The following is a 24,116-nucleotide window of genomic DNA, read 5'->3' on the forward strand; positions in this document are numbered from 1 at the left end:
TCTGGACAGAGATTCCTTTTATTCCCCGATTCGCTTATTCTTGCTGAAGCGTTTCAGTCGATTAAATGTTCGACAATTGACCAATCAATCGCAGTTTGTGACAGCAAGGATTCCCCTTCGGGCGTCGCTGGATTACTCTTTCAGCCACCTCAAACTCAGGGATAGCTTTGCAGGAGATCTATGACCGTACGCGTAGCGATTAATGGCTTCGGTCGCATCGGGCGCAACGTGGTTCGTGCTTTATATGAATCCGGGCGTCGGGCGGAAATCACCGTGGTGGCAATCAATGAACTGGCGGATGCTGCGGGTATGGCGCATTTGTTGAAATATGACACCAGCCACGGTCGCTTTGCCTGGGACGTTCGCCAGGAAAGGGAACAGCTGTTTGTCGGTGACGATGCTATCCGCGTGCTGCATGAGAACAGTATTGAAGGGCTGCCCTGGCGCGAACTGGGTGTGGATGTGGTGCTGGACTGTACCGGCGTGTACGGTAACCGTGAACATGGCGAAGCGCATCTGAATGCCGGCGCGAAAAAAGTGCTGTTCTCCCATCCCGGCAGTCACGACCTCGACGCTACCGTCGTATTTGGCGTCAACCAGCACGAGCTGAAAGCTGAACACCGCATTGTCTCCAACGCCTCCTGCACCACCAACTGCATTATTCCGGTCATTAAACTGTTAGACGATGCGTATGGCATTGAATCCGGCACGGTGACCACGATTCACTCCGCCATGCACGATCAGCAGGTTATCGACGCCTACCATCCGGATTTACGACGCACTCGCGCGGCGAGCCAGTCCATCATTCCGGTGGATACGAAACTGGCTGCCGGGATCACCCGTATTTTCCCGCAGTTTAACGACCGTTTCGAAGCGATTGCCGTGCGCGTGCCAACGATAAACGTCACCGCGATCGATCTTAGCGTGACGGTGAAAAAACCGGTAAAAGCCTGTGAAGTCAACCTGTTGCTGCAAAAAGCGGCACAGGGAGCATTTCATGGTATAGTTGACTATACGGAATTACCGTTGGTCTCAGTAGATTTTAACCACGACCCGCACAGCGCCATCGTGGATGGCACGCAGACGCGAGTCAGTGGTGCACACCTCATCAAGACGCTGGTCTGGTGTGATAACGAATGGGGCTTTGCTAACCGAATGCTCGACACCACGTTAGCCATGGCCGCAAAAGGTTTCAGGTAGAGCGCACCTTGCGCTTGCAAAACTTTAAGAATCAACGAGAGGATTCACCATGTCTGTAATTAAGATGACCGATCTGGATCTGGCAGGTAAACGCGTTTTCATCCGTGCCGATCTGAACGTACCGGTTAAAGATGGCAAAGTGACCAGCGACGCACGTATTCGTGCATCTCTGCCAACCATTGAACTGGCTCTGAAGCAGGGCGCTAAAGTGATGGTCACCTCCCACCTGGGCCGTCCAACTGAAGGCGAGTACAACGAAGAGTTCTCTCTGCTGCCGGTTGTTAATTACCTGAAAGACAAACTGTCCAGCCCGGTTCGCCTGGTGAAAGATTACCTGGATGGCGTGGAAGTTGCCGAAGGTGAGCTGGTTGTTCTGGAAAACGTTCGCTTCAACAAAGGCGAAAAGAAAGACGACGAAACTCTGTCCAAAAAATACGCTGCCCTGTGCGACGTATTCGTCATGGATGCATTTGGTACGGCTCACCGTGCGCAGGCCTCTACCCACGGTATCGGTAAATTCGCAGACGTCGCCTGTGCAGGTCCACTGCTGGCTGACGAACTGGAAGCACTGGGTAAAGCACTGAAAGAACCTGCTCGTCCAATGGTCGCTATCGTGGGTGGTTCTAAAGTTTCCACCAAACTGACCGTACTGGATTCTCTGTCCAAAATCGCTGACCAGCTGATCGTTGGCGGTGGTATTGCGAACACCTTCGTTGCTGCTCAAGGCCACAACGTCGGTAAATCCCTGTACGAAGCAGACCTGGTTGACGAAGCCAAACGCCTGCTGGGCACCTGTGATATCCCGGTACCAACTGACGTTCGCGTAGCAACCGAGTTCTCCGAAACCGCTACCGCAACCCTGAAATCTGTTAACGACATCAAAGATGAAGAGCAGATCCTGGACCTGGGCGACGTTTCTGCACAGAAACTGGCTGAAATCCTGAAAAACGCAAAAACTATCCTGTGGAACGGTCCTGTCGGCGTGTTCGAATTCCCGAACTTCCGCAAAGGGACTGAAATCGTTGCTAACGCTATTGCAGACAGCGAAGCGTTCTCTATCGCAGGCGGTGGTGACACCCTGGCAGCAATCGACCTGTTCGGTATCGCTGACAAGATCTCCTACATCTCCACTGGTGGCGGCGCATTCCTTGAATTCGTGGAAGGTAAAGTCCTGCCAGCAGTAGCAATGCTCGAAGAGCGCGCTAAGAAGTAAGCCATTCAGGGGCAGGGAAACCTGCCCAATTTTCAGCGCGCTTATCAGAGCACGCACCTTTTCTAACGGCCGAAGATACAGGACTAAGCAACATGTCTAAAATTTTTGATTTCGTAAAACCTGGCGTTATCACTGGTGATGACGTACAGAAAGTGTTCCAGGTAGCTAAAGAAAACAACTTCGCTCTGCCAGCAGTTAACTGCGTAGGTACCGACTCCATCAACGCCGTACTGGAAACCGCTGCAAAAGTTAAAGCACCGGTTATCGTTCAGTTCTCTAACGGCGGCGCTGCGTTCATCGCAGGTAAAGGCGTGAAAACTGACATTCCTCAGGGCGCTGCTATCCTGGGTGCTATCTCTGGTGCGCACCACGTTCATCAGATGGCTGAACACTACGGTGTTCCGGTTATCCTGCACACTGACCACTGCGCGAAGAAACTGCTGCCGTGGATCGACGGTCTGCTGGACGCAGGTGAAAAACACTTTGCAGCAACCGGTAAGCCACTGTTCTCTTCTCACATGATCGACCTGTCCGAAGAGTCTCTGGAAGAAAACATCGAGATCTGCTCTAAGTACCTGGCGCGTATGTCCAAAATGGGCATGACCCTGGAAATCGAACTGGGTTGCACCGGTGGTGAAGAAGACGGTGTGGACAACAGCCACATGGACGCTTCTGCTCTGTACACTCAGCCAGAAGACGTTGATTACGCTTACACCGAGCTGAGCAAAATCAGCCCACGTTTCACCATCGCAGCGTCCTTCGGTAACGTGCACGGCGTGTACAAGCCAGGTAACGTGGTTCTGACCCCGACCATCCTGCGTGATTCTCAGGAATACGTGTCTAAGAAACACAACCTGCCGCACAACAGCCTGAACTTCGTCTTCCACGGCGGTTCCGGTTCTTCTGCTCAGGAAATCAAAGATTCCGTAAGCTACGGCGTAGTGAAAATGAACATCGATACCGACACCCAATGGGCAACCTGGGACGGTATCCTGCAATACTACAAAACCAACGAAGCTTACCTGCAAGGTCAGCTGGGCAACCCGAAAGGCGAAGACCAGCCGAACAAGAAATACTACGATCCACGCGTATGGCTGCGCGCTGCACAGACGTCCATGGTGACTCGTCTGGAGCAGGCATTCAAAGAACTGAACGCGATCGACGTTCTGTAATTTGCGCTGCTGACAGCACATCAGAAGGCCCGCAGATGCGGGCCTTTTTTTATGCTTTTTCAATATCCTGCAATACCTGATTTTGTGATCTGTTTGGCATTACCCGCTCTTTTTGTTTACCCTTTACTGACCTGCCTGTCCCCTTAAGGGATAGATTTTGTGTTTTGGTTTAGCAAAAGGAAGAACAAATGGAACAACTTGATGTTGTAGACAGCATCAATCACGCGGGTAACTGGCTGGTGCGCAACCAGGCGCTACTGCTGAGCTACGCCGTGAATATTGTTGCCGCTATTGCCATCATCATTGTCGGGATGATCGTGGCGCGTATCGTATCCAACGCGGTCAACCGGGTGATGGTCGCACGACACATTGACGCCACGGTCGCCGATTTCCTCTCCGCACTGGTGCGTTACGGCATCATCGCTTTTACGCTGATTGCGGCGCTGGGGCGCGTAGGTGTGCAGACGGCATCCGTTATCGCTGTGCTCGGTGCTGCCGGTCTGGCCATTGGTCTTGCATTGCAGGGGTCGCTTTCGAACCTGGCGGCGGGCGTTCTGTTGGTCACCTTCCGTCCGTTCCGTTCCGGTGAATATGTGGATTTAGGCGGGATCGCCGGTACCGTGTTGCAGGTACAGATTTTCTCCACGACCCTGCGTACCGTCGATGGTCGTATTGTGGTGGTGCCGAACGGGAAAATCATTGCGGGCAATATCATTAACTTCTCCCGCGAGCCGGTGCGTCGTAACGAGCTGATCGTCAGCGTGGCGTACGATTCCGATATCGACCAGGTGAAGTCGCTGATCGCCAACATCATCGCTTCTGACGACCGCATTCTGAAGGACCGCGAGCAGACCATTCGTCTGAACGAACTGGGCGCGTCATCCATTAATTTTGTGGTGCGCATCTGGAGCAAAAGCAGCGATCTGCAAAACGTGTACTGGGATGTGCTGGAGCGCATTAAGCGCGACTTCGACGCCAACGGCATAAGCTTCCCATACCCGCAGATGGACGTAAACGTCAAAAAAGTCAAAGAAGCCGAGTAACGTCACCCGTAGGCCCGGTAAGCGCTAGCGCCACCGGGCTTTTTTGTATTAGCCATATTAATCGCCAATTAATATTATCAATTTCCTCTAATGTCATTCCCGCAGTATAGTCTGCCTCCAGGAAACTCTGCGAGAATTACGTTATGTTATCTTATTATTTTCAAGGGCTTGCGTTAGGTGCGGCCATGATCCTCCCTCTCGGTCCACAAAATGCGTTCGTGATGAACCAGGGTATTCGCCGCCAGTACCATCTGATGATTGCCCTGCTGTGCGCGGTGAGCGATCTGCTGCTGATTTGCGCCGGGATTTTTGGCGGTAGCGCCCTGTTGATGCAGTCCCCGTGGCTACTGGCGCTGGTGACCTGGGGCGGCGTGGCGTTTCTGTTATGGTACGGATTCGGCGCTCTGAAAACCGCCATGAGCAGCAATCTTGAGCTGGCCAGCGCCGAAGTGATGAAGCAGGGACGCTGGAAGATTATCGTCACCATGCTCGCCGTGACGTGGCTTAACCCGCATGTTTATCTTGATACCTTCGTGGTGCTCGGCAGCCTGGGGGGACAGCTGGACGTTGAGCCGAAACGCTGGTTTGCGCTCGGTACGGTCAGCGCCTCCTTCCTGTGGTTCTTCGGACTTGCGATCCTGGCAGCGTGGCTGGCGCCGCGACTGCGTACCGCCAAAGCGCAGCGCATCATCAATACCCTGGTGGGGCTGGTGATGTGGTTTATTGCCTTCCAGCTGGCTAAAGAGGGGATCCATCACGTACAGGGATTGCTCAACTAAGCGTTGTCTTATGGACATCTGAACAAGACCCGCTAAGCTTGCTGGCATGAGCCCTGTTAACAGGGCACTCTTCGCAACATGGAGGAATGACAGTGAAGTTTAAGGTGATGGCCCTGGCGGCATTAGTAAGTTTAGGTGCGGTGTCGGTGCAGGCGAATGAACTGCCAAACGGCCCGCACATTGTCACTTCAGGTACGGCAAGCGTGGATGCGGTACCGGATGTTGCAACCCTGGCAATTGAAGTGAACGTGGCGGCGAAAGATGCTGCTTCCGCCAAGAAACAGGCAGACGATCGTGTTGCGCAATACCTCTCTTTCCTGGAACAGAACGGTGTCGCGAAAAAAGACATCAGCTCTGCGAACCTGCGTACCCAACCGGATTACGACTACCAGAACGGCAAAAGCATCCTGAAAGGCTATCGCGCCGTGCGTACTGTTGAAGTGACTTTACGCCAGCTTGATAAGCTCAACTCATTGCTGGATGGTGCGCTGAAGGCAGGGCTGAACGAAATCCGTTCCGTCTCGCTGGGCGTTGCGCAACCGGAGAAATATAAAGACGAAGCGCGTAAAGCGGCGATTGATGATGCCATTCATCAGGCGCAGCAGCTGGCATCCGGCTTCAAGAGCAAGCTCGGTCCGGTTTACAGCGTGCGTTACCACGTTTCAAACTACCAGCCAAGCCCGATGGTGCGGATGATGAAAGCGGACGCCGCGCCGGTTTCTGCTCAGGAAACCTATGAGCAGCCAACCATTCAGTTCGACGATCAGGTGGATGTGGTGTTCCAGCTGGAGCCGACTGAAAAGCCAGCTCAGTAACCCGTAGGCCGGGTAAGGCGTAGCCGCCACCCGGCTTTTCTTTTTAATCCTGCCTCAAAACCTTATGCCCAAATGCCAGCAGCGCGTCAGTGACGTTGCGCATCATACGGCTTTCCGGCGCAAAACGGTGCCAGTACAGCATCCGGCGCTGATACAGCCCCGGGGTTAAATCAATCAGCTCACCGCTTTTCAACTCTTTCTCAATCTGCAAATGCGGGATCATGCAGCAGGTGGTTCCCTGACGTGCAAGCTGCACAAAGGCTTCGGACGAGTTAACGATATGACACGGCACGCTGCCCGGCGGCAGATCGAAGTTTTGTTGCAGGAAGGCCTGATGCATATCGTCCAGATGATCGAATGCGACGGCAGGCGCTTTAAGCAGCGCGGCGCGGGTCACACCGTTCGGGAAGTAGCGCTCGGCAAAAGCTTTTGAACCGACAAACAGGTAATCCAGCGCGCCCAGTTGATCCACCAGACAGCTTGGCAGCGCCTGAGGCTGAATACTGACGGCACCAACCACTTCGCCGCGGCGCAGGCGTTCCTGGGTGCGGGTTTCATCTTCAACCTGGAGATTCAGGCGGATAGGGGAGTCGGCCAGCACCGGCGCAAGGGCTGGCAGCAGCCAGGTCGCCAGACTGTCGGCGTTCACCGCCAGCGACAGCAGCAGCGGCGTGGAGCCGGTCTGTTCATCACCCAGCCATTCATCTTCCAGCAGTTCAACCTGGCGCAGCAGGGCGAGGAGCTTTTGTCCTTGCTCCGTTGGACGCGGCGGCACGGTACGCACCAGCAGCGGCTGCCCGAACATGTTTTCAAGCTGTTTGATACGCTGTGATACGGCGGACTGGGTGATGCACAGCTTTTGCGCCGCGCGCTCAAAACCGCGTTCACGAATAACTGCATCAAGTGCCTGTAGTGTTCTGTAGTCCGGACGTTTCATTGCTCTGGCTGACTCCTTAATTTTGCTTAATCTGCACTATGACACAATTTTCCCTTCGTGGCAGACGAAATCCATTCGACGTGTTCTATAATGCGCCCTGAGTTTTCACACCACAGGCAAAACGATCATGACGCAGGATGAACTGAAAAAAGCAGTAGGATGGGCCGCTCTCCAGTACGTACAGCCAGGTACCATTGTCGGTGTTGGTACGGGGTCGACGGCGGCGCACTTTATCGATGCGCTGGGCACGATGAAGGGGCAGATCGAGGGCGCGGTTTCCAGCTCCGATGCTTCCACGGAAAAGCTGAAAAGCCTTGGCATTACCGTTTTCGACCTTAACGAAGTGGACCGTCTGGGCATTTACGTTGATGGTGCGGATGAAATCAACGGCCACATGCAGATGATCAAAGGCGGCGGCGCGGCGCTGACCCGTGAAAAAATTATCGCTTCCGTCGCGGACAAGTTCATCTGCATCGCGGACGCCTCCAAGCAGGTTGAGATTCTGGGTAATTTCCCGCTGCCGGTCGAAGTGATCCCGATGGCGCGCAGCGCGGTGGCTCGACAGCTGGTTAAGCTGGGTGGCCGTCCGGAATACCGTCAGGGTGTGGTGACCGATAATGGCAACGTGATCCTCGACGTTCACGGCCTTGAGATCCTCGATGCAGTCGCGCTGGAAAATGCGATCAATGGTATTCCAGGCGTCGTTACCGTAGGGTTATTTGCCAACCGTGGCGCGGACGTGGCGCTGATCGGTACGGCTGACGGTGTGAAAACCATCGTAAAATGATCTGACGGGGGGAGCGCTCCCCCCGCTAAAAAAATTTTGAAAAGCTAAATTCGGTGACTTGTGTCACGTTTTTCCGCCTCTTTTGCCGATCCTGCCACGTTCGTAAATTTCCGCAGCATTTTCCTCTGCCATTTTGCCTTGTATGACTTTTCTTCAGAGTACCGACGCAAACGTTCATATTGCTGCAATAGTTTTTTTTGATATGTTGGCTGCACGAGATTTATATCCAGCACAACATCAGTTCAGATAAAAACAGGGTCGGGGAAATGGCAAAGGTATCACTGGAGAAAGACAAAATTAAATTCCTGCTGGTCGAGGGCGTGCATCAAAAAGCAATCGATAGCCTTCGCGCAGCAGGTTACACCAACATCGAATTTCACAAAGGCGCGCTGGACACTGAAGAGCTGAAAGCGTCCATCCGTGATGCCCATTTCATTGGCCTGCGATCCCGTACCCAACTGACTGAAGACGTTATTGCTGCGGCAGAAAAGCTGGTGGCGATCGGCTGTTTCTGCATCGGCACCAACCAGGTCGACCTGAATGCCGCCGCAAAACGCGGTATCCCGGTCTTTAACGCCCCGTTCTCTAACACCCGTTCCGTGGCGGAGCTGGTGATTGGCGAGCTGCTGCTGCTGCTGCGCGGCATTCCGGAAGCTAACGCCAAAGCGCACCGTGGCGTGTGGAATAAGCTGGCCGCTGGCTCCTACGAAGCGCGTGGTAAAAAACTGGGTATCATCGGCTACGGCCACATCGGTACGCAGCTTGGTATTCTGGCGGAATCCCTCGGTATGCACGTGTTTTTCTACGATATCGAAAGCAAGCTGCCGCTGGGTAACGCGACGCAGGTGCAGCATCTTTCTGACCTGCTGAACATGAGCGACGTGGTCAGCCTGCACGTGCCGGAAAACGCGTCCACCAAAAACATGATGGGGGCGGAAGAGCTGGCGCTGATGAAGCCAGGCTCACTGCTGATCAACGCCGCGCGTGGTACGGTGGTCGATATCCCTGCGCTGTGCGACGCGCTGAAGCGTAAGCATCTGGCGGGGGCGGCCATCGACGTATTCCCGACGGAGCCTGCTACCAACAGCGATCCGTTCACCTCTCCGCTGTGCGAGTTCGACAACGTGATCCTGACGCCGCACATCGGCGGTTCTACGCAGGAAGCGCAGGAGAATATCGGCCTGGAAGTGGCGGGTAAGCTGAGCAAATACTCCGACAACGGTTCTACGCTCTCTGCGGTGAACTTCCCGGAAGTCTCTCTGCCGCTGCACGGTGGTCGCCGTCTGCTGCATATCCACGAGAACCGTCCGGGTGTACTGACTGCCATCAACCAGATCTTTGCCGAGCAGAGCGTTAACATCGCCGCGCAGTATCTGCAAACCAACTCGCAGATGGGTTATGTGGTCATTGATATTGAAGCGGATGAAGACATTGCCGAGAAAGCATTGCAGAGCATGAAGGCCATTCCGGGGACGATTCGCGCGCGCCTGTTGTACTGATGGTGCGGTTTGTGGTGTCGGGTGGCGCGTACGCTTACCCGACCTACAATTTTCGTGCGGTCTGTGTGTCGGGTGGCGCTTACGCTTACCCGACCTACAATGGTCGAGAATTTATGTAGGCCGGGTAAGGCGTAGCCGCCACCCGGCTTTGTTCTACCAGAGCCAGATTTTGCCGGGCGTCACCACCGCTGGCAACGGCACATCCCACTTCTCTACCGGCAAGGCTTCTACAGCCTGGCAATCATGCGCATAGCCCACCGGCTGCAACCCGTACTGCTGCCAGTTTTGCAGCGTTCTGTCATAGAAACCCCCGCCCATGCCTAATCGCTGACCCTGCTCATCAAACGCCACCAGCGGCGTAATCAGCACATCCAGCTCAGAAAGCGGCAGCACGTCACGCACGTCGAGTTTCGGCTCGGTGATTTTCAGACGATTCACCACCAGTTCGCTGTGCGGATGGTAGTGCAGAAACAGCAGATTGCCTGGGCTAAATGGATGCAGCACCGGCAGATAAACCTTTTTCCCCGCGCGCCAGAGCTGGTCGATAAGGGGTTGGGTATCCAGTTCGCCATCAAACGACAGAAACAGTGCGACGGTGTTGGCCATCACTACAGGCGGATAGGCCATCATGCGGGCGGCGGCCTGCTGCGCAAAGTGGGCTTGTTGTTCGGCACTTAAGGCGCGACGACGCTGGCGAATAAGCTGACGGATGTCCTGGCGTGAGGCAGAAACTTCAGGGAATTGAGTCATGGTAGTGGGTAGAAGAAGAAAGAGGGAATCTCCGAGATGCCGCCGCAGGCTGTAACCCTTGAACCCTTGGTTCAAGGTGAATGTGTCGTCATAGTTTTAAGGCTTCTCGGACGAACCGAGCATGCTCACCAACCATGGAGCGCCACATTCTTGTGGTATGAAATATCGGCTCAGGGGACTGGCCCGCTTGCGAACATCTCAGAGAAATTTTGTCTTCACAGTTACTCTACCATAGTCAACTGCGAAGTGTTATTCAAACTTTGGTCCCGGTCTTTCGGGATTGCGACCTTGATCAAGCAATGCCTGTTCTATGGTCTGCTGGAGCATTTTAATGCGCTGCTCCATGCTAGCCGCGTAGTCGCGGGTCTTCGCTTTTTCCTGAGTCAGTTCATAGCTGATGTTCAACGCGGCGATGAAAACCAGCTGCTCAGTATTTGTGACTCTAGTGCGTTCTTTTAGATCTTGCAACCGCTGATTCAAATCGTCCGCAGCCTGATTCAAGGCATCCCTTTGTTCAGGCGGACAATTCACTCGCAGTGAACGGCCAAAAATCTGGAGATCGACGGGTTGTGCAGACATGCCACCTTCCTGCTGATTGACTGCGCTGCCTTCGCATACTGCCCCGGGGGCTGCGAAGGGGCGACACTATAGCTACCCTGATGTGAAGATACAAGCCCTTTTCTGGTATCACCAGGGTCCAAAGTGGTAGCATATCATGAATATCCTCCCTTTGATGACGAATGCGTATGTCTATACAGAACGAAATGCCTGGTTACAAGGATTTAAACCAGTTACTGAACCAGCAGGGAGTCGGTTTAACCCCTGCCGAAATGCACGGTCTGATCAGCGGCATACTGTGCGGCGGAAACAGCGACAGCTCATGGCAGCCGCTGATCCACGACCTCACCAACGAAGGGCTGGCGTTTGGCCACGAACTGGCGGAAGCGCTGCGTAAAATGCACGCCGCAACCAGCGACTCGCTGGAAGACGATGGCTTTCTTTTTCAGCTTTATCTGCCTGAAGGCGACGATGTCAGCGTCTTCGATCGCGCCGATGCGCTCGCGGGTTGGGTAAACCACTATCTGCTTGGCCTGGGCGTAACCCAGCCTAAACTGGATAAAGTGACCGGCGAAGCGGGTGAAGCGATCGACGATCTGCGTAACATCGCTCAGCTCGGCTACGACGAAGACGAAGATCAGGAAGAGCTGGAGATGTCTCTCGAAGAGATCATCGAGTACGTGCGCGTGGCGGCGCTGCTGTGCCACGACAACTTTACGCGCTCGCAGCCGACCGCGCCGGAAGTTCGCAAGCCAACATTACATTAAGAAAAATAACGCACAGGAGGGTGTCATGGTTATCTCCAGTCAAGAATATTCTCGCCGCCGTCAGGCTCTGTTGGCAAAAATGCAGCCGGGAAGCGCTGCCCTGATTTTTGCCGCGCCGGAAGTAACGCGCAGCGCCGACAGCGAATATCCCTATCGCCAGAACAGCGATTTCTGGTACTTCACCGGGTTTAACGAGCCGGAAGCAGTACTGGTGCTGATTAAAAGCAATGACACCCACAACCACAGCGTGATTTTCAACCGCGTGCGCGATCTGACGGCTGAAATCTGGTTTGGTCGCCGCTTAGGGCAAGAGGCCGCACCGGAAAAGCTGGGCGTGGACCGCGCGCTGGCCTTTAGCGAAATTAACCAGCAGCTTTATCAACTGCTGAACGGTCTGGACGTGCTCTACCACGCGCAGGGCGAATACGCGTATGCGGATGAGATTGTTTTCACCGCGCTGGATAAGCTGCGTAAAGGTTCGCGCCAGAATCTTTCTGCGCCCGCAACGCTCACGGACTGGCGTCCGGTGGTGCATGAGATGCGCCTGTTCAAGTCTGAAGAAGAACTCAACGTGCTGCGCCGCGCGGGCGAAATCAGCGCCCTGGCGCATACCCGCGCAATGGAAAAGTGCCGTCCCGGCATGTTCGAGTACCAGCTTGAAGGGGAAATCCATCACGAATTTAACCGTCACGGCGCGCGCTTCCCGTCCTACAACACGATTGTTGGTGGCGGGGAAAACGGCTGCATCCTGCACTACACCGAAAACGAATGTGAACTGCGCGATGGCGATCTGGTGCTGATTGACGCTGGCTGTGAGTATCAGGGTTACGCGGGTGACATCACCCGTACCTTCCCGGTGAACGGCAAATTCACGCCTGCTCAGCGAGAAATCTATGACATCGTGCTTGCGTCTCTGGAGACCGCGCTGACGCTGTTCCGCCCGGGCACCTCCATTCAGGAGGTTACGGGCGAGGTGGTGCGCATCATGATTACCGGGCTGGTGAAGCTCGGCATTCTGAAAGGCGATGTGGACACGCTGATTGCTGAAAACGCCCATCGTCCGTACTTTATGCACGGCCTGAGCCACTGGCTGGGGCTGGATGTGCATGACGTGGGCGCATACGGCCCGGAACGCTCGCGCGTGCTGGAGCCGGGCATGGTGCTCACCGTCGAGCCGGGGCTGTACATCGCGCCGGATGCCGACGTGCCGGAGCAGTACCGCGGGATCGGCATTCGTATCGAAGATGACATCGTCATCACCGAAACCGGTAACGAAAATCTGACCGCGACCGTGGTGAAAAAAGCCGACGACATCGAGGCGCTGATGGCGGCGGCACGCGTATGAGCGTGATCATCGTTGGCGGAGGCATGACCGGCGCTACTCTGGCGCTGGCTATTTCGCAGTTAACCCAGGGCCAGCTTCCGGTGCATCTGGTTGAGGCGATCGCGCCACTGACGACCGATCATCCCGGTTTCGACGCCCGCGCCATCGCGCTGGCGCAGGGAACCTGTCAGCAGCTTGCGCGCATTGGGATCTGGCAGGCGATAGCGGATTGCGCGACGGCGATCGACACCGTTCACGTCAGCGATCGCGGGCACGCCGGGTTTGTGACACTGGATGCCCACGACTACCGGATTAGGGCGCTGGGGCAGGTTGTTGAGCTGCATGACGTGGGGCTGCGGCTGTTCCGTCTGTTGCAGGATGCGCCTGGCGTCACGCTGCACTGTCCGGCGCGCGTCGCCAGCTTTAGCCGCCGTGATGAGGCCGTCAGCGTGACGCTGGATAACGGCACCACGCTGGAGGGGCAACTGCTGGTGGCGGCGGATGGTTCTCGCTCCACGATCGCCACGCAGTGCGGCGTCGAATGGCGTTCTGAATCCTATGGGCAGGTGGCGGTCATCGCTAACGTTTCCACGGCTGGCGCGCATAACGGCAGGGCATTTGAACGCTTCACGGAGCACGGCCCGCTGGCCATGCTGCCGATGTCGAACGGGCGCTGCTCGCTGGTGTGGTGCCATGCGCAGGATCGGGCTGATGAGGTTCTCTCCTGGTCCGACGAACGTTTTTGCTCCGGGCTGCAAAAGGCCTTCGGCTGGCGACTTGGGCGTATCACCCACGCCGGAAAACGCGTGGCCTATCCGCTCGCGCTGACCACCGCATCGCAGACAGTCTCCCACCGCGTCGCTCTGGTTGGCAATGCCGCGCAGACGCTGCATCCCATCGCCGGACAAGGTTTCAACCTTGGCCTGCGCGACGTGATGAGCCTGGCTGAGCTACTGGCGCAGACGTGGCGCGAGCAGCAGGATTGTGGTGCATACTCAGTGCTGAGTCATTACCAGAAACGACGCCAGGCGGACAAAGCGGCGACCATTGGCGTCACCGACGGTTTAGTCCACCTGTTTGCCAATCGCTGGGCACCGCTAGTTGCGGGTCGCAACCTCGGGCTGATGGCGATGGAACTGTTCATTCCGGCACGTGACGTGCTGGCGCAGCGGACCCTGGGTTGGGTCGCGCGTTAAGGAGTTATCACCGTGCAAAATGTTGATGTCGCCATTGTAGGCGGCGGAATGGTAGGACTGGCGCTGGCCTGTGGTTTACAGGGCAGTGGCCTGCGCGTGGCCGTGCTTGAGCAAAACGCGCCGCAGCCTGTGGCGCAGGATGCACCCCCAGCGCTGCGCGTCTCGGCGATCAACGCGGCCAGCGAAAAGTTACTGACGCACCTCGGCGTCTGGTCTGAGATCGTGGCGCAGCGTGCCAGTTGCTATCACGGGATGGAAGTGTGGGACAAAGACAGCTTTGGTCACATCGCGTTTGACGATGAAAGCATGGGCTACAGCCACCTCGGACACATCGTTGAAAACGCGGTGATCCACCACGCCCTGTGGCGCAAAGCGCAGCAGGGCAGCGACATCACGCTGATTGCCCCCGCGAAGCTTCAGCAGGTGGCGTGGGGCGAAAACGACGCGTTTATCACCCTTGAAAGCGGCGACATGCTGACCGCGCGTCTGGTGGTGGGCGCCGACGGCGCCAATTCCTGGCTGCGTAACAAAGCGGATATTCCGCTGACCTTCTGGGATTACCGCCATCACGCGTTGGTGGCCACAATCCGCACCGAAGAGCCGCACGGCGGCGTGGCGCGCCAGATTTTCCATAATGACGGCATTCTGGCCTTCCTGCCGCTTGCCGATCCGCATCTTTGCTCCATCGTCTGGTCCTTAGAGCCGGAGAAAGCGCAGCAGATGCAGGAGGCGACGCCGAATGCCTTCAGTCAGGCACTATGCGTGGCGTTTGATAACCGTCTGGGACTGTGCTCGCTTGAAAGCGAACGCCAGACGTTTCCGTTAACCGGTCGCTACGCGCGTCAGTTTGCGGCGCACCGTCTGGCGCTGGTGGGCGATGCGGCGCATACCATTCATCCGCTGGCCGGGCAGGGGGTGAACCTCGGCTTTATGGACGCGGCGGAGCTGGTTGAAGAGCTGCGTCGTCTGCATCGGGAAGGCAAAGACATTGGACAGCATCTGTATCTGCGTCGTTACGAGCGCAGCCGCAAACACAGCGCGGCGATGATGCTGGCGAGTATGCAGGGCTTCCGTGAGCTGTTTGCCGGAGCAAATCCGGCGAAAAAACTGCTGCGCGATATCGGCCTCAAGCTGGCCGATACCCTTCCCGGCGTAAAACCGCAGCTTCTCCGTCAGGCAATGGGCCTTAACGATCTTCCCGACTGGTTACGTTAATCTCGATCCCCGTCACACTTTATTTTCCCGGCCTCCGCGCCGGGGAAATTTCCTCGTTTGAAATAATCTAATTTCACGTCATTTTTCGCATTAGAAAATCTAATCTTACTGTTTTTATGTTACGGAAATTCGGCCCGTTTTTCCGCACGAAATATCACCATCTGCTAAATTATGTTAGATCATTGTTAATTTTATGCGGGTCTAATCGCATTTTCCCAGTGAATAATTCTGTAGGCTTTTCAGCGTTTTTTAGTCATAAGCTAATGTGATGACCCGTTTGACCTTATGGTTAACCGCCGGTTTCGGTGGTAAGTTCAGGTAAAAGAGAACGTTTGCGTCGGCCCCCGAACGCGAGGCCGACACCGGGTTTCACGGTGAATTTTTCAACGAGGAAAAGATGGCTCAACAGACTCCTTTGTACGAACAGCACGTGTTATGCGGCGCCCGCATGGTGGACTTCCACGGCTGGATGATGCCACTGCACTACGGCTCGCAGATTGATGAGCACCACGCGGTGCGCACCGATGCCGGTATGTTCGACGTGTCTCACATGACGATTGTCGACCTGCGTGGAAGCCGCACCCGGGAGTTTTTGCGTTATCTGCTGGCAAATGACGTCGCCAAACTCAAGACGCCGGGCAAAGCGCTCTACACCGGCATGCTCAATGCCTCGGGTGGCGTAATTGACGACCTCATCGTCTACTACTTCACCGAAGATTTCTTCCGCCTCGTTGTAAACTCCGCCACCCGCGAAAAAGACCTCTCCTGGATTTCCCAACACGCTGAACCTTACGCCATCGACATTACCGTCCGTGACGATCTGTCGCTGATTGCGGTGCAGGGGCCAAACGCCCAGGCGAAAGCCGCCTCTCTGTTCAGCGACGAGCAGCGCAACGCCACCGAAGGCATGAAGCCGTTCTTCGGCGTGCAGGCGGGCGATCTGTTTATTGCCACCACCGGCTACACCGGTGAAGCGGGCTATGAAATTGCCATGCCGAATGAGAAAGCGGCCGATTTCTGGCGTGCGCTGGTGGAAGCGGGCGTGAAGCCTGCGGGCCTGGGCGCGCGCGATACGCTGCGCCTGGAAGCGGGCATGAACCTGTACGGTCAGGAGATGGACGAAGGTGTCTCTCCGCTGGCCGCCAATATGGGCTGGACCATCGCGTGGGAACCGGCTGACCGTGACTTCATTGGTCGTGAAGCGCTGGAAATGCAGCGTGAGAAGGGCACTGAACAGCTGGTTGGTCTGGTGATGAAAGAAAAAGGCGTTCTGCGCGGCGAGCTGCCGGTGCGCTTCACCGATGCCGATGGCAATCATCGCGAAGGCGTGATCACCAGCGGAACCTTCTCCCCGACGCTCGGCTACAGTATTGCCCTGGCACGCGTGCCAGCGGGCATTGGCGAAACGGCGGTGGTGCAGATCCGCAACCGCGAAATGCCGGTCAACGTGACCAAACCGATTTTTGTTCGCGCCGGTAAGCCGGTCGCCTAACTATTTTTATCAGGAGAACTTCAATGAGCAATGTGCCAGCAGAACTGAAATACAGCAAAGAACACGAGTGGCTGCGCAAAGAGGCGGACGGCACTTACACCGTTGGGATCACCGAGCACGCGCAGGAGCTGCTGGGCGACATGGTGTTTGTTGATCTGCCGGAAGTGGGCGCAACCGTAAGCGCAGGCGACGACTGTGCGGTGGCGGAATCCGTGAAAGCGGCTTCTGACATCTACGCCCCGGTGAGCGGTGAAATTGTTGCCGTGAACGACGCGCTGAGCGACTCCCCGGAGCTGGTGAACAGCGAGCCGTATGAAGGTGGCTGGATCTTCAAGATCAAAGCCAGCGACGAAGCGCAGGTTGCCGCGCTGCTGGATGCGACCGCGTACGAAGCACTACTGGAAGACGAATAACGTTGTGCCGGATGGCGCTGCGCTTATCCGGCCTACAGGTCAACGTAGGCCCGGTAAGCGTTAGCGCCACCGGGCAACAGCGTTACAGATAACTACGATTCACTGCACGTTTCAGGAACCATCGCTCATGACACAGACTTTAAGCCAGCTTGAAAACCGTGGCGCCTTCATTGAACGTCACATTGGGCCGGATGCTCAGCAACAGCAGGAGATGCTAAAGACAGTTGGCGCGGATTCATTAAACGCACTGATCGGCCAGATCGTGCCAAAAGACATCCAGCTTGCCACGCCGCCGCAGGTAGGCGATTCCACCACGGAGTTCGCCGCGCTGGCGGAGCTGAAGGCTATCGCGGGCCTGAACAAGCGCTATAAGTCTTACATTGGCATGGGCTACACCAACGTGCAGTTACCGCCGGTGATCCTGCGCAACATGCTGGAAAACCCGGGCTGGTACACCGCTTACACCCCGTATCAGCCAGAAGTCTCCCAGGGCCGTCTGGAAGCGCTGCTGAACTTCCAGCAGGTGACGCTGGATCTGACCGGTATGGACATTGCTTCCGCCTCACTGCTGGATGAAGCCACCGCCGCCGCCGAAGCGATGGCAATGGCGAAGCGCGTGAGCAAGCTGAAAAACGCCAACCGCTTCTTCGTTGCGGCAGACGTGCATCCGCAGACGCTGGACGTGGTGCGCACCCGCGCGGAAACCTTCGGTTTTGAAGTGATTGTCGACGACGCTGATAAGGTGCTGGATCACCAGGACGTTTTCGGCGTGCTGTTACAGCAGGTGGGTACCACCGGGGAAGTGCACGACTACAGCGCGCTGATTGCCGAGCTGAAATCCCGCAAAGTGATCGTCAGCGTCGCCGCCGATTTTATGGCGCTGGTGCTGCTGACGGCACCGGGTAAGCAGGGCGCGGACATTGTCTTCGGCTCAGCCCAGCGTTTCGGCGTGCCGATGGGCTACGGCGGCCCGCACGCGGCGTTCTTTGGCGCGAAAGATGAATTTAAACGTTCCATGCCAGGCCGTATTATCGGTGTATCGAAAGATGCCGCCGGTAACACCGCGCTGCGCATGGCGATGCAGACCCGCGAGCAGCATATCCGCCGCGAGAAAGCGAACTCCAATATCTGTACCTCGCAGGTGCTGCTGGCTAACATTGCCAGCCTGTACGCGGTGTTCCACGGTCCGGCTGGCCTGAAGCGCATTGCCAGCCGCATTCACCGCCTGGCCGATATTCTGGCCTGCGGCCTCCAGCAGAAGGGCCTCAAGCTGCGTCATGCTCACTACTTCGATACCCTGTGCGTGGAAGTGGCAGACAAAGCGGCCGTGCTGGCGCGCGCCGAGGCAGCGCAAATTAACCTGCGCAGCGACATCCACAATGCGGTCGGCATTACGCTGGACGAAAGCACCACTCGTGACGATATCCTGACCCTGTTCAGCGTATTGCTGGGTGACGCCCACGGTCTGGACGTGGATACGCTCGACAAAGAGGTTGCGCTCGACAGCCGCTCCATTCAGGAAAGCATGCTGCGCGACGACGCGATCCTGACGCATCCGGTGTTTAACCGCTATCACAGCGAAACCGAGATGATGCGCTATATGCACTCTCTGGAGCGCAAAGATCTGGCGCTGAACCAGGCGATGATCCCGCTGGGCTCCTGCACCATGAAGCTGAACGCCGCAGCTGAGATGATCCCAATTACCTGGCCTGAATTCTCCGAGCTGCACCCGTTCTGCCCGGCTGAGCAGGCGGAAGGCTATCACATGATGATCAACCAGCTTTCCGAATGGCTGGTGAAGCTGACCGGGTACGACGCGCTCTGCATGCAGCCGAACTCCGGTGCGCAGGGTGAATACGCCGGTCTGCTGGCGATCCGTCACTATCACGAAAGCCGCAACGAAGGCCACCGCGATATCTGTCTGATCCCAAGCTCTGCCCACGGTACTAACCCGGCCTCTGCCCAGATGGCGGGGATGGAAGTGGTGGTCGTGGCCTGTGACAAAAACGGCAACATCGACCTGGCCGACCTGCGCGCTAAAGCCGAGCAGGCGGGCGACAAACTCTCCTGCATCATGGTGACCTACCCGTCCACCCACGGCGTGTACGAAGAAACTATCCGTGAAGTGTGTGAGGTGGTGCATCAGTTCGGCGGTCAGGTTTACCTCGACGGCGCAAACATGAACGCCCAGGTGGGCATCACCTCTCCGGGCTTTATTGGCGCGGACGTGTCGCACCTGAACCTGCACAAAACGTTCTGCATTCCGCACGGCGGTGGCGGCCCGGGTATGGGGCCAATCGGTGTTAAAGCGCACCTGGCGCCGTTTGTGCCGGGCCACAGCGTGGTGCAGATTGAAGGCATGCTGACCCGTCAGGGCGCGGTCTCTGCGGCACCGTTCGGTAGCGCCTCTATCCTGCCAATCAGCTGGATGTACATCCGCATGATGGGCGCGGAAGGGCTGAAGCAGGCCAGCCAGGTGGCGATCCTCAACGCTAACTACATCGCAACGCGTCTGAAGGATGCCTATCCGGTGCTCTACACCGGCCGCGACGGTCGCGTGGCGCACGAATGCATCCTCGATATTCGTCCACTGAAAGAAGAGACAGGCATCAGCGAGCTGGATATTGCCAAGCGCCTGATCGACTACGGTTTCCATGCGCCAACCATGTCCTTCCCGGTTGCGGGTACGCTGATGGTTGAGCCGACCGAGTCTGAAAGCAAGGTGGAGCTGGACCGCTTCATCGACGCGATGCTGGCGATCCGCAGCGAAATCGACCGCGTGAAAGGCGGGGAGTGGGCGCTGGAAGATAACCCGCTGGTTAACGCGCCGCATACCCAGAACGAACTGGTGGCAGAGTGGAACCACGGTTACACCCGCGAGCTGGCTGTCTTCCCGGCAGGTGTGGCAAACAAATACTGGCCAACCGTGAAACGTCTTGATGATGTTTACGGCGACCGTAACCTGTTCTGCTCCTGCGTGCCGATGAGCGAATACCAGTAACGGTGATCCTGTAGTAACGTAGGCCGGGTAAGGCGAAGCCGCTACCCGGCTTTTTTATTGGGAGAAAAGAATGGCAATTGCATTGGTCACCGGCGCCAGCCGGGGTATTGGTAAAGCCACCGCGCTACAGCTGGCAAGCGAAGGCTACACCGTTGCGGTAAATTTTCATCACAACATCAAGGCTGCGACGGATGTGATTAATCACATCGTTGAAGCAGGGGGAAAAGCCTTTGCCGTGCGCGCGGATATCAGCGATGAGGCACAGGTGATGGCGATGTTCGACAGCATCGATCGCGAAGGTGAACCGCTCACCGCGCTGGTAAATAACGCCGGGATTTTGTTTGAACAATCCACTATCGAAAACCTCTCCGCTGAACGTATCAACCGCGTGCTGACTACCAACGTCACCGGTTATTTTCTCTGCTGCCGTGAGGCGGTTAAGCGCATGTCGCATAAACACGGCGGCAAAGGGGGCGCGATTGTGAATGTCTCCTCGGCGGCATCACGGCTGGGCGCGCCGGGGGAATATGTGGATTATGCTGCCTCCAAAGGGGCGGTGGATTCCCTGACCACCGGCCTCGCGCTGGAGGTGGCGGCACAGGGCATTCGCGTTAACTGCGTGCGGCCAGGCCTGATTTATACCGATATTCACGCCTCCGGCGGCGAACCGGGGCGTGTGGATCGGGTGAAGTCGATGTTACCGATGCAGCGTGGCGGTCAGCCGGAGGAGGTCGCCCAGGCCATAACCTGGCTGCTGAGCGACAAAGCCTCCTATGTTACCGGGAGCTTCCTTGAGCTGGCTGGCGGGAAGTAACGCTACGACGCCAGCCACAGCCGCAGGCGCATTCCCCAGCTGCTGGTCCAGCCGGTGGTGATCGACTTCACTTCACCGTGAGAGATCACCACCAGCGTTGGCGTCACCTGAACGTCCCACTGACGCGCCAGTTCTCCGCTGGCGTCGTTGACCGTGGGCATCGTCACCTTCTTCTTCCTCAGCCACTTTTCGAGCATCGCGTTATCGCCCGAGCGCAGCGCAACCGACATCACGTTACCCCCGTCCGCGGCAAGCGCCGCCACCGATGGCGTGGTGTAGCGGCAGACGCCGCACCATGTCGCCCAGACGTAAACCAGCAGCGGACGCCCCTCGCTCATGGCAGCAAGATCGACGGTCTCGCCGTCGAGGGTGTGCAGACGCGTCGCGGAGAAATTCTGCGGCAGCGCGGGCTGGCGGTAATAGTCCACCGCCAGGCTCACGGCTACGCCAATCAGCAGCCACACGGTCAGCTCGCACAGCAGGCGCGGCAGCTTACTTGCCATGGGCGTTTGCCAGCTGTTCTTTGACCAGCCCCTCCAGGTCGTCATACGGGATTGCGCCCGCCACCATCTGGTCACCGATAATGGTCGCCGGGGTGCCCTGAATATTCAGCACCTGCGCCAGGATCAGGTTCATCTTTAAGCTGTCCATGGTTTTATCATCCGTTTTAATGCTGTCCGTTCCGGTTTTCACCTGCGCGGCGGTGATGCTGGCGTCATCGTGATAGCCCTTTTTCATCATCAGCCGCTGATGCAGCGCCCAGAATTTATCCGGCGCCTGCTGCCACGTTGAGAGCGCCACTTTAGCGGCATTCACCGAGCTTTGCCCCTTGAACGGCAGCAGTTTGACGATGAGCTGCACGTCGGGATTTTCCTGCACGATTTTCTCCAGCATCGGGTCGAACTGCTTGCAGTAAGGGCAGTTGTAGTCCGTGAAGGAGACGATGGTGAGCTTCGGCGATGTCGCGCCGGTTCGCGGGCTGGCCGGATCGTTGAACAGCAGTGCGGCCAGCTGGTCATCGGCATCGCCCTCTGTCGACGCAGCAAAACTGAAGGTCGTTAAAGAGAGCAGCAGTAAGGCGATAAACGTACGCATGTTAGTTTCCTTTCGCATCGGACAGGGTGCTCAGCACCGCTTCGCGGCTTAACAACGCAGGCAGCACGTGGCCCTGCGGTAATCCCGGTCCGTAGATCTGATTAAACGGCACGGCGGCGCTGCCGCGCGTGGTTAAAAACTGGCTGATGGTATCGGAGGGGCGACTCCAGTCGCCGCGCAGGGCGACCACGTCAGGGGCGGAGAGCGCATCCTGCACGTCGTCACGCAGCAGCACGTTGTATTTATTGGCTTTACAGGTCACGCACCAGTCGGCGGTTACGTCGACGAACACTCGTTTGTTCTCCGCCAGCGCGCGGGTAATGGCCTGCTCGCTGAGCGGCTGCCAGTGAATACGATCGCGGCGGGAACTCTCGCCACCGGAGCCGGAAACAAACGAGACCGCCCCGGCTACCACGACAGCGAATGCTCCGGCGCGCAGGGCCGTTTGCCAGCGGTAGCGCCAGGCGGTGGCCAGCAGCAGCGCGAGGATTAGCAGTACGCCCAGCGTGATAACGGGCAGGCTGCCAATGTGCACCGTCAGCAGGCTGAGCAGCCACAGCGAGGAGCCAAGCATCATCAGCCCCAGCACCAGGCGCACAACGTTCATCCAGCGTCCCGGTCGCGGCAGCTTTCGGGCCAGCCCCGGCCAGGCCGCCACCAGCAGCCACGGCAGGCTCATGCCGATACCCATCGCCAGGAAGATCCCCCACAGCAGGGGAAGCGGCGCCGCCAGCGCGACCGAGACCGCCGTCCCCAGGAATGGCGCGGTGCAGGGCGTCGCCAGCAGCGTGGCAAACGCGCCTTGCCAGAAATGGCCCGCCAGGCCGTTCCCCCCACGCGTGGCGAGGAAGGTGCTGGCGCCGGAAGGGAGGCGGATTTCAAATAACCCCAGCAGGCTGGCGCTGAAGAGCACCATCACCAGCGTCATCGCGCCAATAAACCACGGGTTCTGGAACTGGATCCCCCAGCCAAGCGCCTGATTGCCTAAACGTAATACCGTCATCATCAGCGCCAGCGCGAGGAACGAGATGACTATCCCGGCGACCGACGCAAGAAACTGTCGACGTACCTGACCGCGCGCCTGTAGCCCGGTTTGCATCAGCGTGCCCAGCTTCATGGCCAGCACGGGCAGTACGCAGGGCATGACGTTAAGGATCAGGCCGCCAGCCAGCGCCATCAGCAGCACCCAGCCTAACGAGAACGCGGGGGCGGCGCTGCCCGGCTGGATATCCACGCGGGACTCCTGCGCCTGACCGCTATCGGCCAGAACCAGCGACAGGGTTTTCCCGCTGAGGTTGGGCGCGGCTTCGCCCCAGCTGTCCGTCACGGGCACGGTGGCGACCAGTGAATCACCGCGTACGGCGAGGGTCGGCTTGCCGAAATCAACGTCGTCCATGCCGTCGATAAACAGCGACGGCGCCTGCCAGCCTGCGTCACGCTGTGCCGTCACGGTCAGCTTGCCGGGGGCATAGGTGGCGTTAAGCGTTGAGGTCAACCCGCCGCTGAGCGGAAGGGTGCCCATGGCCCGGCTGAAATCGTAATCAAAACCGGCGCCAGCGGATGCGGTCAGGTTCAGCGAAAACGGGTAGTCGGTGAGAATACAGACGTTGCTACAGGTGGAGAGCGTCAGCACGCCGCTCAGGATCTTCGGAACGTCGCCCCGCAGGGTGATGGGAAAGCTGACATCGCCGTGATAGCCCTGCGTGGTGATGCCCGCGACGTCGAAGCGCTGCGGCACAGGCCAGCGCCAGTTTGCCTCGACGGGCTGATGCCATTTAATCGCGGGTGCGACGCCGCCTTCGCCCGGCGAGCGCCAGTAGGTTTTCCAGCCTTTTTGCAGGGCGACGTCCAGCAGCAGGCGAGTTTCGCCGCTGCTCTCGGGTTGTGCACGCAGCCTGACGCTGGCGTGTTGATTATCGGCGGCGCGCAGCCAGCCGCTGTCGGCAGCCTGGCTAAGGGGCAGCCATAGCCAAAGCAGGCAGACCAGCAGTCGCCTGAATACAGTAAACATAAATTTTCTCCGTAAATGATGAATTAACCTGAAGT

General features: G+C 57.4%; 22 protein-coding genes and 1 other RNA gene. 16 read left to right on the plus strand and 7 right to left on the minus strand.

The annotated features are described in order from the left end of the window. Positions 1 to 180 precede the first annotated feature (180 nt). The 6 genes from epd (at position 181) to BH712_RS21790 (ending at position 6,222) form a co-directional block, all read left to right on the plus strand. The gene (gene epd, locus BH712_RS21765; protein WP_006811899.1) at positions 181 to 1,200 is read left to right on the plus strand and encodes an erythrose-4-phosphate dehydrogenase; all 1,020 of its coding nucleotides are present in this window, start codon (positions 181 to 183) and stop codon (positions 1,198 to 1,200) included. A gap of 49 nt (positions 1,201 to 1,249) precedes the next feature. Continuing rightward, positions 1,250 to 2,413: a phosphoglycerate kinase gene (gene pgk / locus BH712_RS21770; RefSeq protein ID WP_003860077.1), complete on the plus strand. Its 1,164-nt coding sequence runs from the start codon at positions 1,250 to 1,252 to the stop codon at positions 2,411 to 2,413. Between the two features lie 92 nt (positions 2,414 to 2,505). After that, complete coding sequence (gene fbaA, locus BH712_RS21775) at positions 2,506 to 3,585, plus strand: class II fructose-bisphosphate aldolase (protein WP_006811898.1); 1,080 nt, start codon at positions 2,506 to 2,508, stop codon at positions 3,583 to 3,585. 188 nt (positions 3,586 to 3,773) lie between these two features. Further along, the gene (gene mscS / locus BH712_RS21780) at positions 3,774 to 4,628 is read left to right on the plus strand and encodes a small-conductance mechanosensitive channel MscS (RefSeq protein ID WP_006811897.1); all 855 of its coding nucleotides are present in this window, start codon (positions 3,774 to 3,776) and stop codon (positions 4,626 to 4,628) included. Between the two features lie 143 nt (positions 4,629 to 4,771). Then, positions 4,772 to 5,407, plus strand: coding sequence for an arginine exporter ArgO (argO, locus tag BH712_RS21785; RefSeq protein ID WP_006811896.1), 636 nt, complete (start codon positions 4,772 to 4,774; stop codon positions 5,405 to 5,407). A gap of 92 nt (positions 5,408 to 5,499) precedes the next feature. Continuing rightward, complete coding sequence (locus tag BH712_RS21790) at positions 5,500 to 6,222, plus strand: oxidative stress defense protein (RefSeq protein WP_032674040.1); 723 nt, start codon at positions 5,500 to 5,502, stop codon at positions 6,220 to 6,222. Between the two features lie 43 nt (positions 6,223 to 6,265). Here the strand turns inward: BH712_RS21790 and argP are convergent, their stop codons facing one another. Next, complete coding sequence (gene argP, locus BH712_RS21795; RefSeq protein ID WP_003860089.1) at positions 6,266 to 7,159, minus strand: DNA-binding transcriptional regulator ArgP; 894 nt, start codon at positions 7,157 to 7,159, stop codon at positions 6,266 to 6,268. 127 nt (positions 7,160 to 7,286) lie between these two features. On the opposite strand from argP, the gene rpiA reads away from it, so the two are divergent. Together rpiA and serA are read left to right on the plus strand one after the other, a co-directional pair. Further along, positions 7,287 to 7,946: a ribose-5-phosphate isomerase RpiA gene (gene rpiA / locus BH712_RS21800; RefSeq protein WP_006811894.1), complete on the plus strand. Its 660-nt coding sequence runs from the start codon at positions 7,287 to 7,289 to the stop codon at positions 7,944 to 7,946. A gap of 266 nt (positions 7,947 to 8,212) precedes the next feature. Further along, positions 8,213 to 9,445: a phosphoglycerate dehydrogenase gene (gene serA, locus BH712_RS21805; protein WP_032674039.1), complete on the plus strand. Its 1,233-nt coding sequence runs from the start codon at positions 8,213 to 8,215 to the stop codon at positions 9,443 to 9,445. Positions 9,446 to 9,598: 153 nt separating this feature from the next. Here serA and BH712_RS21810 read toward each other — a convergent pair whose 3' ends face one another. From BH712_RS21810 to zapA, 3 genes are all read right to left on the minus strand, one after another. Then, positions 9,599 to 10,195 (minus strand): 5-formyltetrahydrofolate cyclo-ligase, encoded by a 597-nt coding sequence (locus BH712_RS21810; protein ID WP_006811892.1) that lies wholly within the window; start codon positions 10,193 to 10,195, stop codon positions 9,599 to 9,601. A 24-nt stretch (positions 10,196 to 10,219) separates the two neighbouring features. Beyond that, positions 10,220 to 10,403, minus strand: a non-coding RNA gene (gene ssrS, locus BH712_RS21815) — 6S RNA. Positions 10,404 to 10,444: 41 nt separating this feature from the next. Beyond that, positions 10,445 to 10,774, minus strand: coding sequence for a cell division protein ZapA (zapA, locus tag BH712_RS21820; RefSeq protein WP_006811891.1), 330 nt, complete (start codon positions 10,772 to 10,774; stop codon positions 10,445 to 10,447). Positions 10,775 to 10,941: 167 nt separating this feature from the next. Here zapA and BH712_RS21830 point away from each other — a divergent pair, with 167 nt between their 5' ends. From BH712_RS21830 to BH712_RS21865, 8 genes are all read left to right on the plus strand, one after another. Continuing rightward, on the plus strand, positions 10,942 to 11,520 hold the full coding sequence (locus BH712_RS21830; protein ID WP_072265689.1) for a YecA/YgfB family protein: 579 nt from the start codon (positions 10,942 to 10,944) through the stop codon (positions 11,518 to 11,520). A 31-nt stretch (positions 11,521 to 11,551) separates the two neighbouring features. Next, the gene (gene pepP, locus BH712_RS21835; protein ID WP_125358975.1) at positions 11,552 to 12,865 is read left to right on the plus strand and encodes a Xaa-Pro aminopeptidase; all 1,314 of its coding nucleotides are present in this window, start codon (positions 11,552 to 11,554) and stop codon (positions 12,863 to 12,865) included. Next, entirely contained in the window at positions 12,862 to 14,040 is a 1,179-nt protein-coding gene (gene ubiH / locus BH712_RS21840) for a 2-octaprenyl-6-methoxyphenyl hydroxylase (RefSeq protein WP_006811888.1), read from the plus strand. The genes pepP and ubiH overlap by 4 nt, the downstream gene beginning before the upstream one ends. Before the next feature lie 12 nt (positions 14,041 to 14,052). Further along, positions 14,053 to 15,255: an FAD-dependent 2-octaprenylphenol hydroxylase gene (gene ubiI / locus BH712_RS21845; RefSeq protein ID WP_006811887.1), complete on the plus strand. Its 1,203-nt coding sequence runs from the start codon at positions 14,053 to 14,055 to the stop codon at positions 15,253 to 15,255. 397 nt (positions 15,256 to 15,652) lie between these two features. Next, on the plus strand, positions 15,653 to 16,747 hold the full coding sequence (gene gcvT, locus BH712_RS21850) for a glycine cleavage system aminomethyltransferase GcvT (RefSeq protein ID WP_006811886.1): 1,095 nt from the start codon (positions 15,653 to 15,655) through the stop codon (positions 16,745 to 16,747). Between the two features lie 23 nt (positions 16,748 to 16,770). Next, positions 16,771 to 17,160, plus strand: a complete 390-nt coding sequence (gene gcvH, locus BH712_RS21855; protein ID WP_006811885.1) for a glycine cleavage system protein GcvH — start codon at positions 16,771 to 16,773, stop codon at positions 17,158 to 17,160. A 127-nt stretch (positions 17,161 to 17,287) separates the two neighbouring features. After that, a complete protein-coding gene (gcvP, locus tag BH712_RS21860) occupies positions 17,288 to 20,161 on the plus strand; it encodes an aminomethyl-transferring glycine dehydrogenase (protein ID WP_006811884.1) in 2,874 nt (957 codons plus the stop codon). Between the two features lie 70 nt (positions 20,162 to 20,231). Next, positions 20,232 to 20,975 carry an SDR family oxidoreductase gene (locus BH712_RS21865; RefSeq protein WP_006811883.1) on the plus strand — a complete coding sequence of 248 codons (744 nt, stop codon included), beginning with the start codon at positions 20,232 to 20,234 and terminating at the stop codon, positions 20,973 to 20,975. 2 nt (positions 20,976 to 20,977) lie between these two features. Here the strand turns inward: BH712_RS21865 and BH712_RS21870 are convergent, their stop codons facing one another. Genes BH712_RS21870 through BH712_RS21880 form a run of 3 tightly spaced genes read right to left on the minus strand, consistent with a single transcriptional unit; the run spans position 20,978 to position 24,081 of the window. Further along, on the minus strand, positions 20,978 to 21,478 hold the full coding sequence (locus tag BH712_RS21870; RefSeq protein ID WP_006811882.1) for a protein disulfide oxidoreductase: 501 nt from the start codon (positions 21,476 to 21,478) through the stop codon (positions 20,978 to 20,980). Then, positions 21,468 to 22,070: a DsbA family protein gene (locus BH712_RS21875; protein ID WP_032674038.1), complete on the minus strand. Its 603-nt coding sequence runs from the start codon at positions 22,068 to 22,070 to the stop codon at positions 21,468 to 21,470. Before BH712_RS21875 ends, BH712_RS21870 begins: the two co-directional genes overlap by 11 nt. A 1-nt stretch (position 22,071) precedes the next feature. Further along, positions 22,072 to 24,081 (minus strand): protein-disulfide reductase DsbD family protein, encoded by a 2,010-nt coding sequence (locus BH712_RS21880; RefSeq protein ID WP_006811880.1) that lies wholly within the window; start codon positions 24,079 to 24,081, stop codon positions 22,072 to 22,074. Between the last annotated feature and the right edge of the window lie 35 nt (positions 24,082 to 24,116).

The sequence above is a fragment of the Enterobacter hormaechei ATCC 49162 genome (assembly GCF_001875655.1).
Classification (GTDB): Bacteria; Pseudomonadota; Gammaproteobacteria; order Enterobacterales; family Enterobacteriaceae; genus Enterobacter; species Enterobacter hormaechei.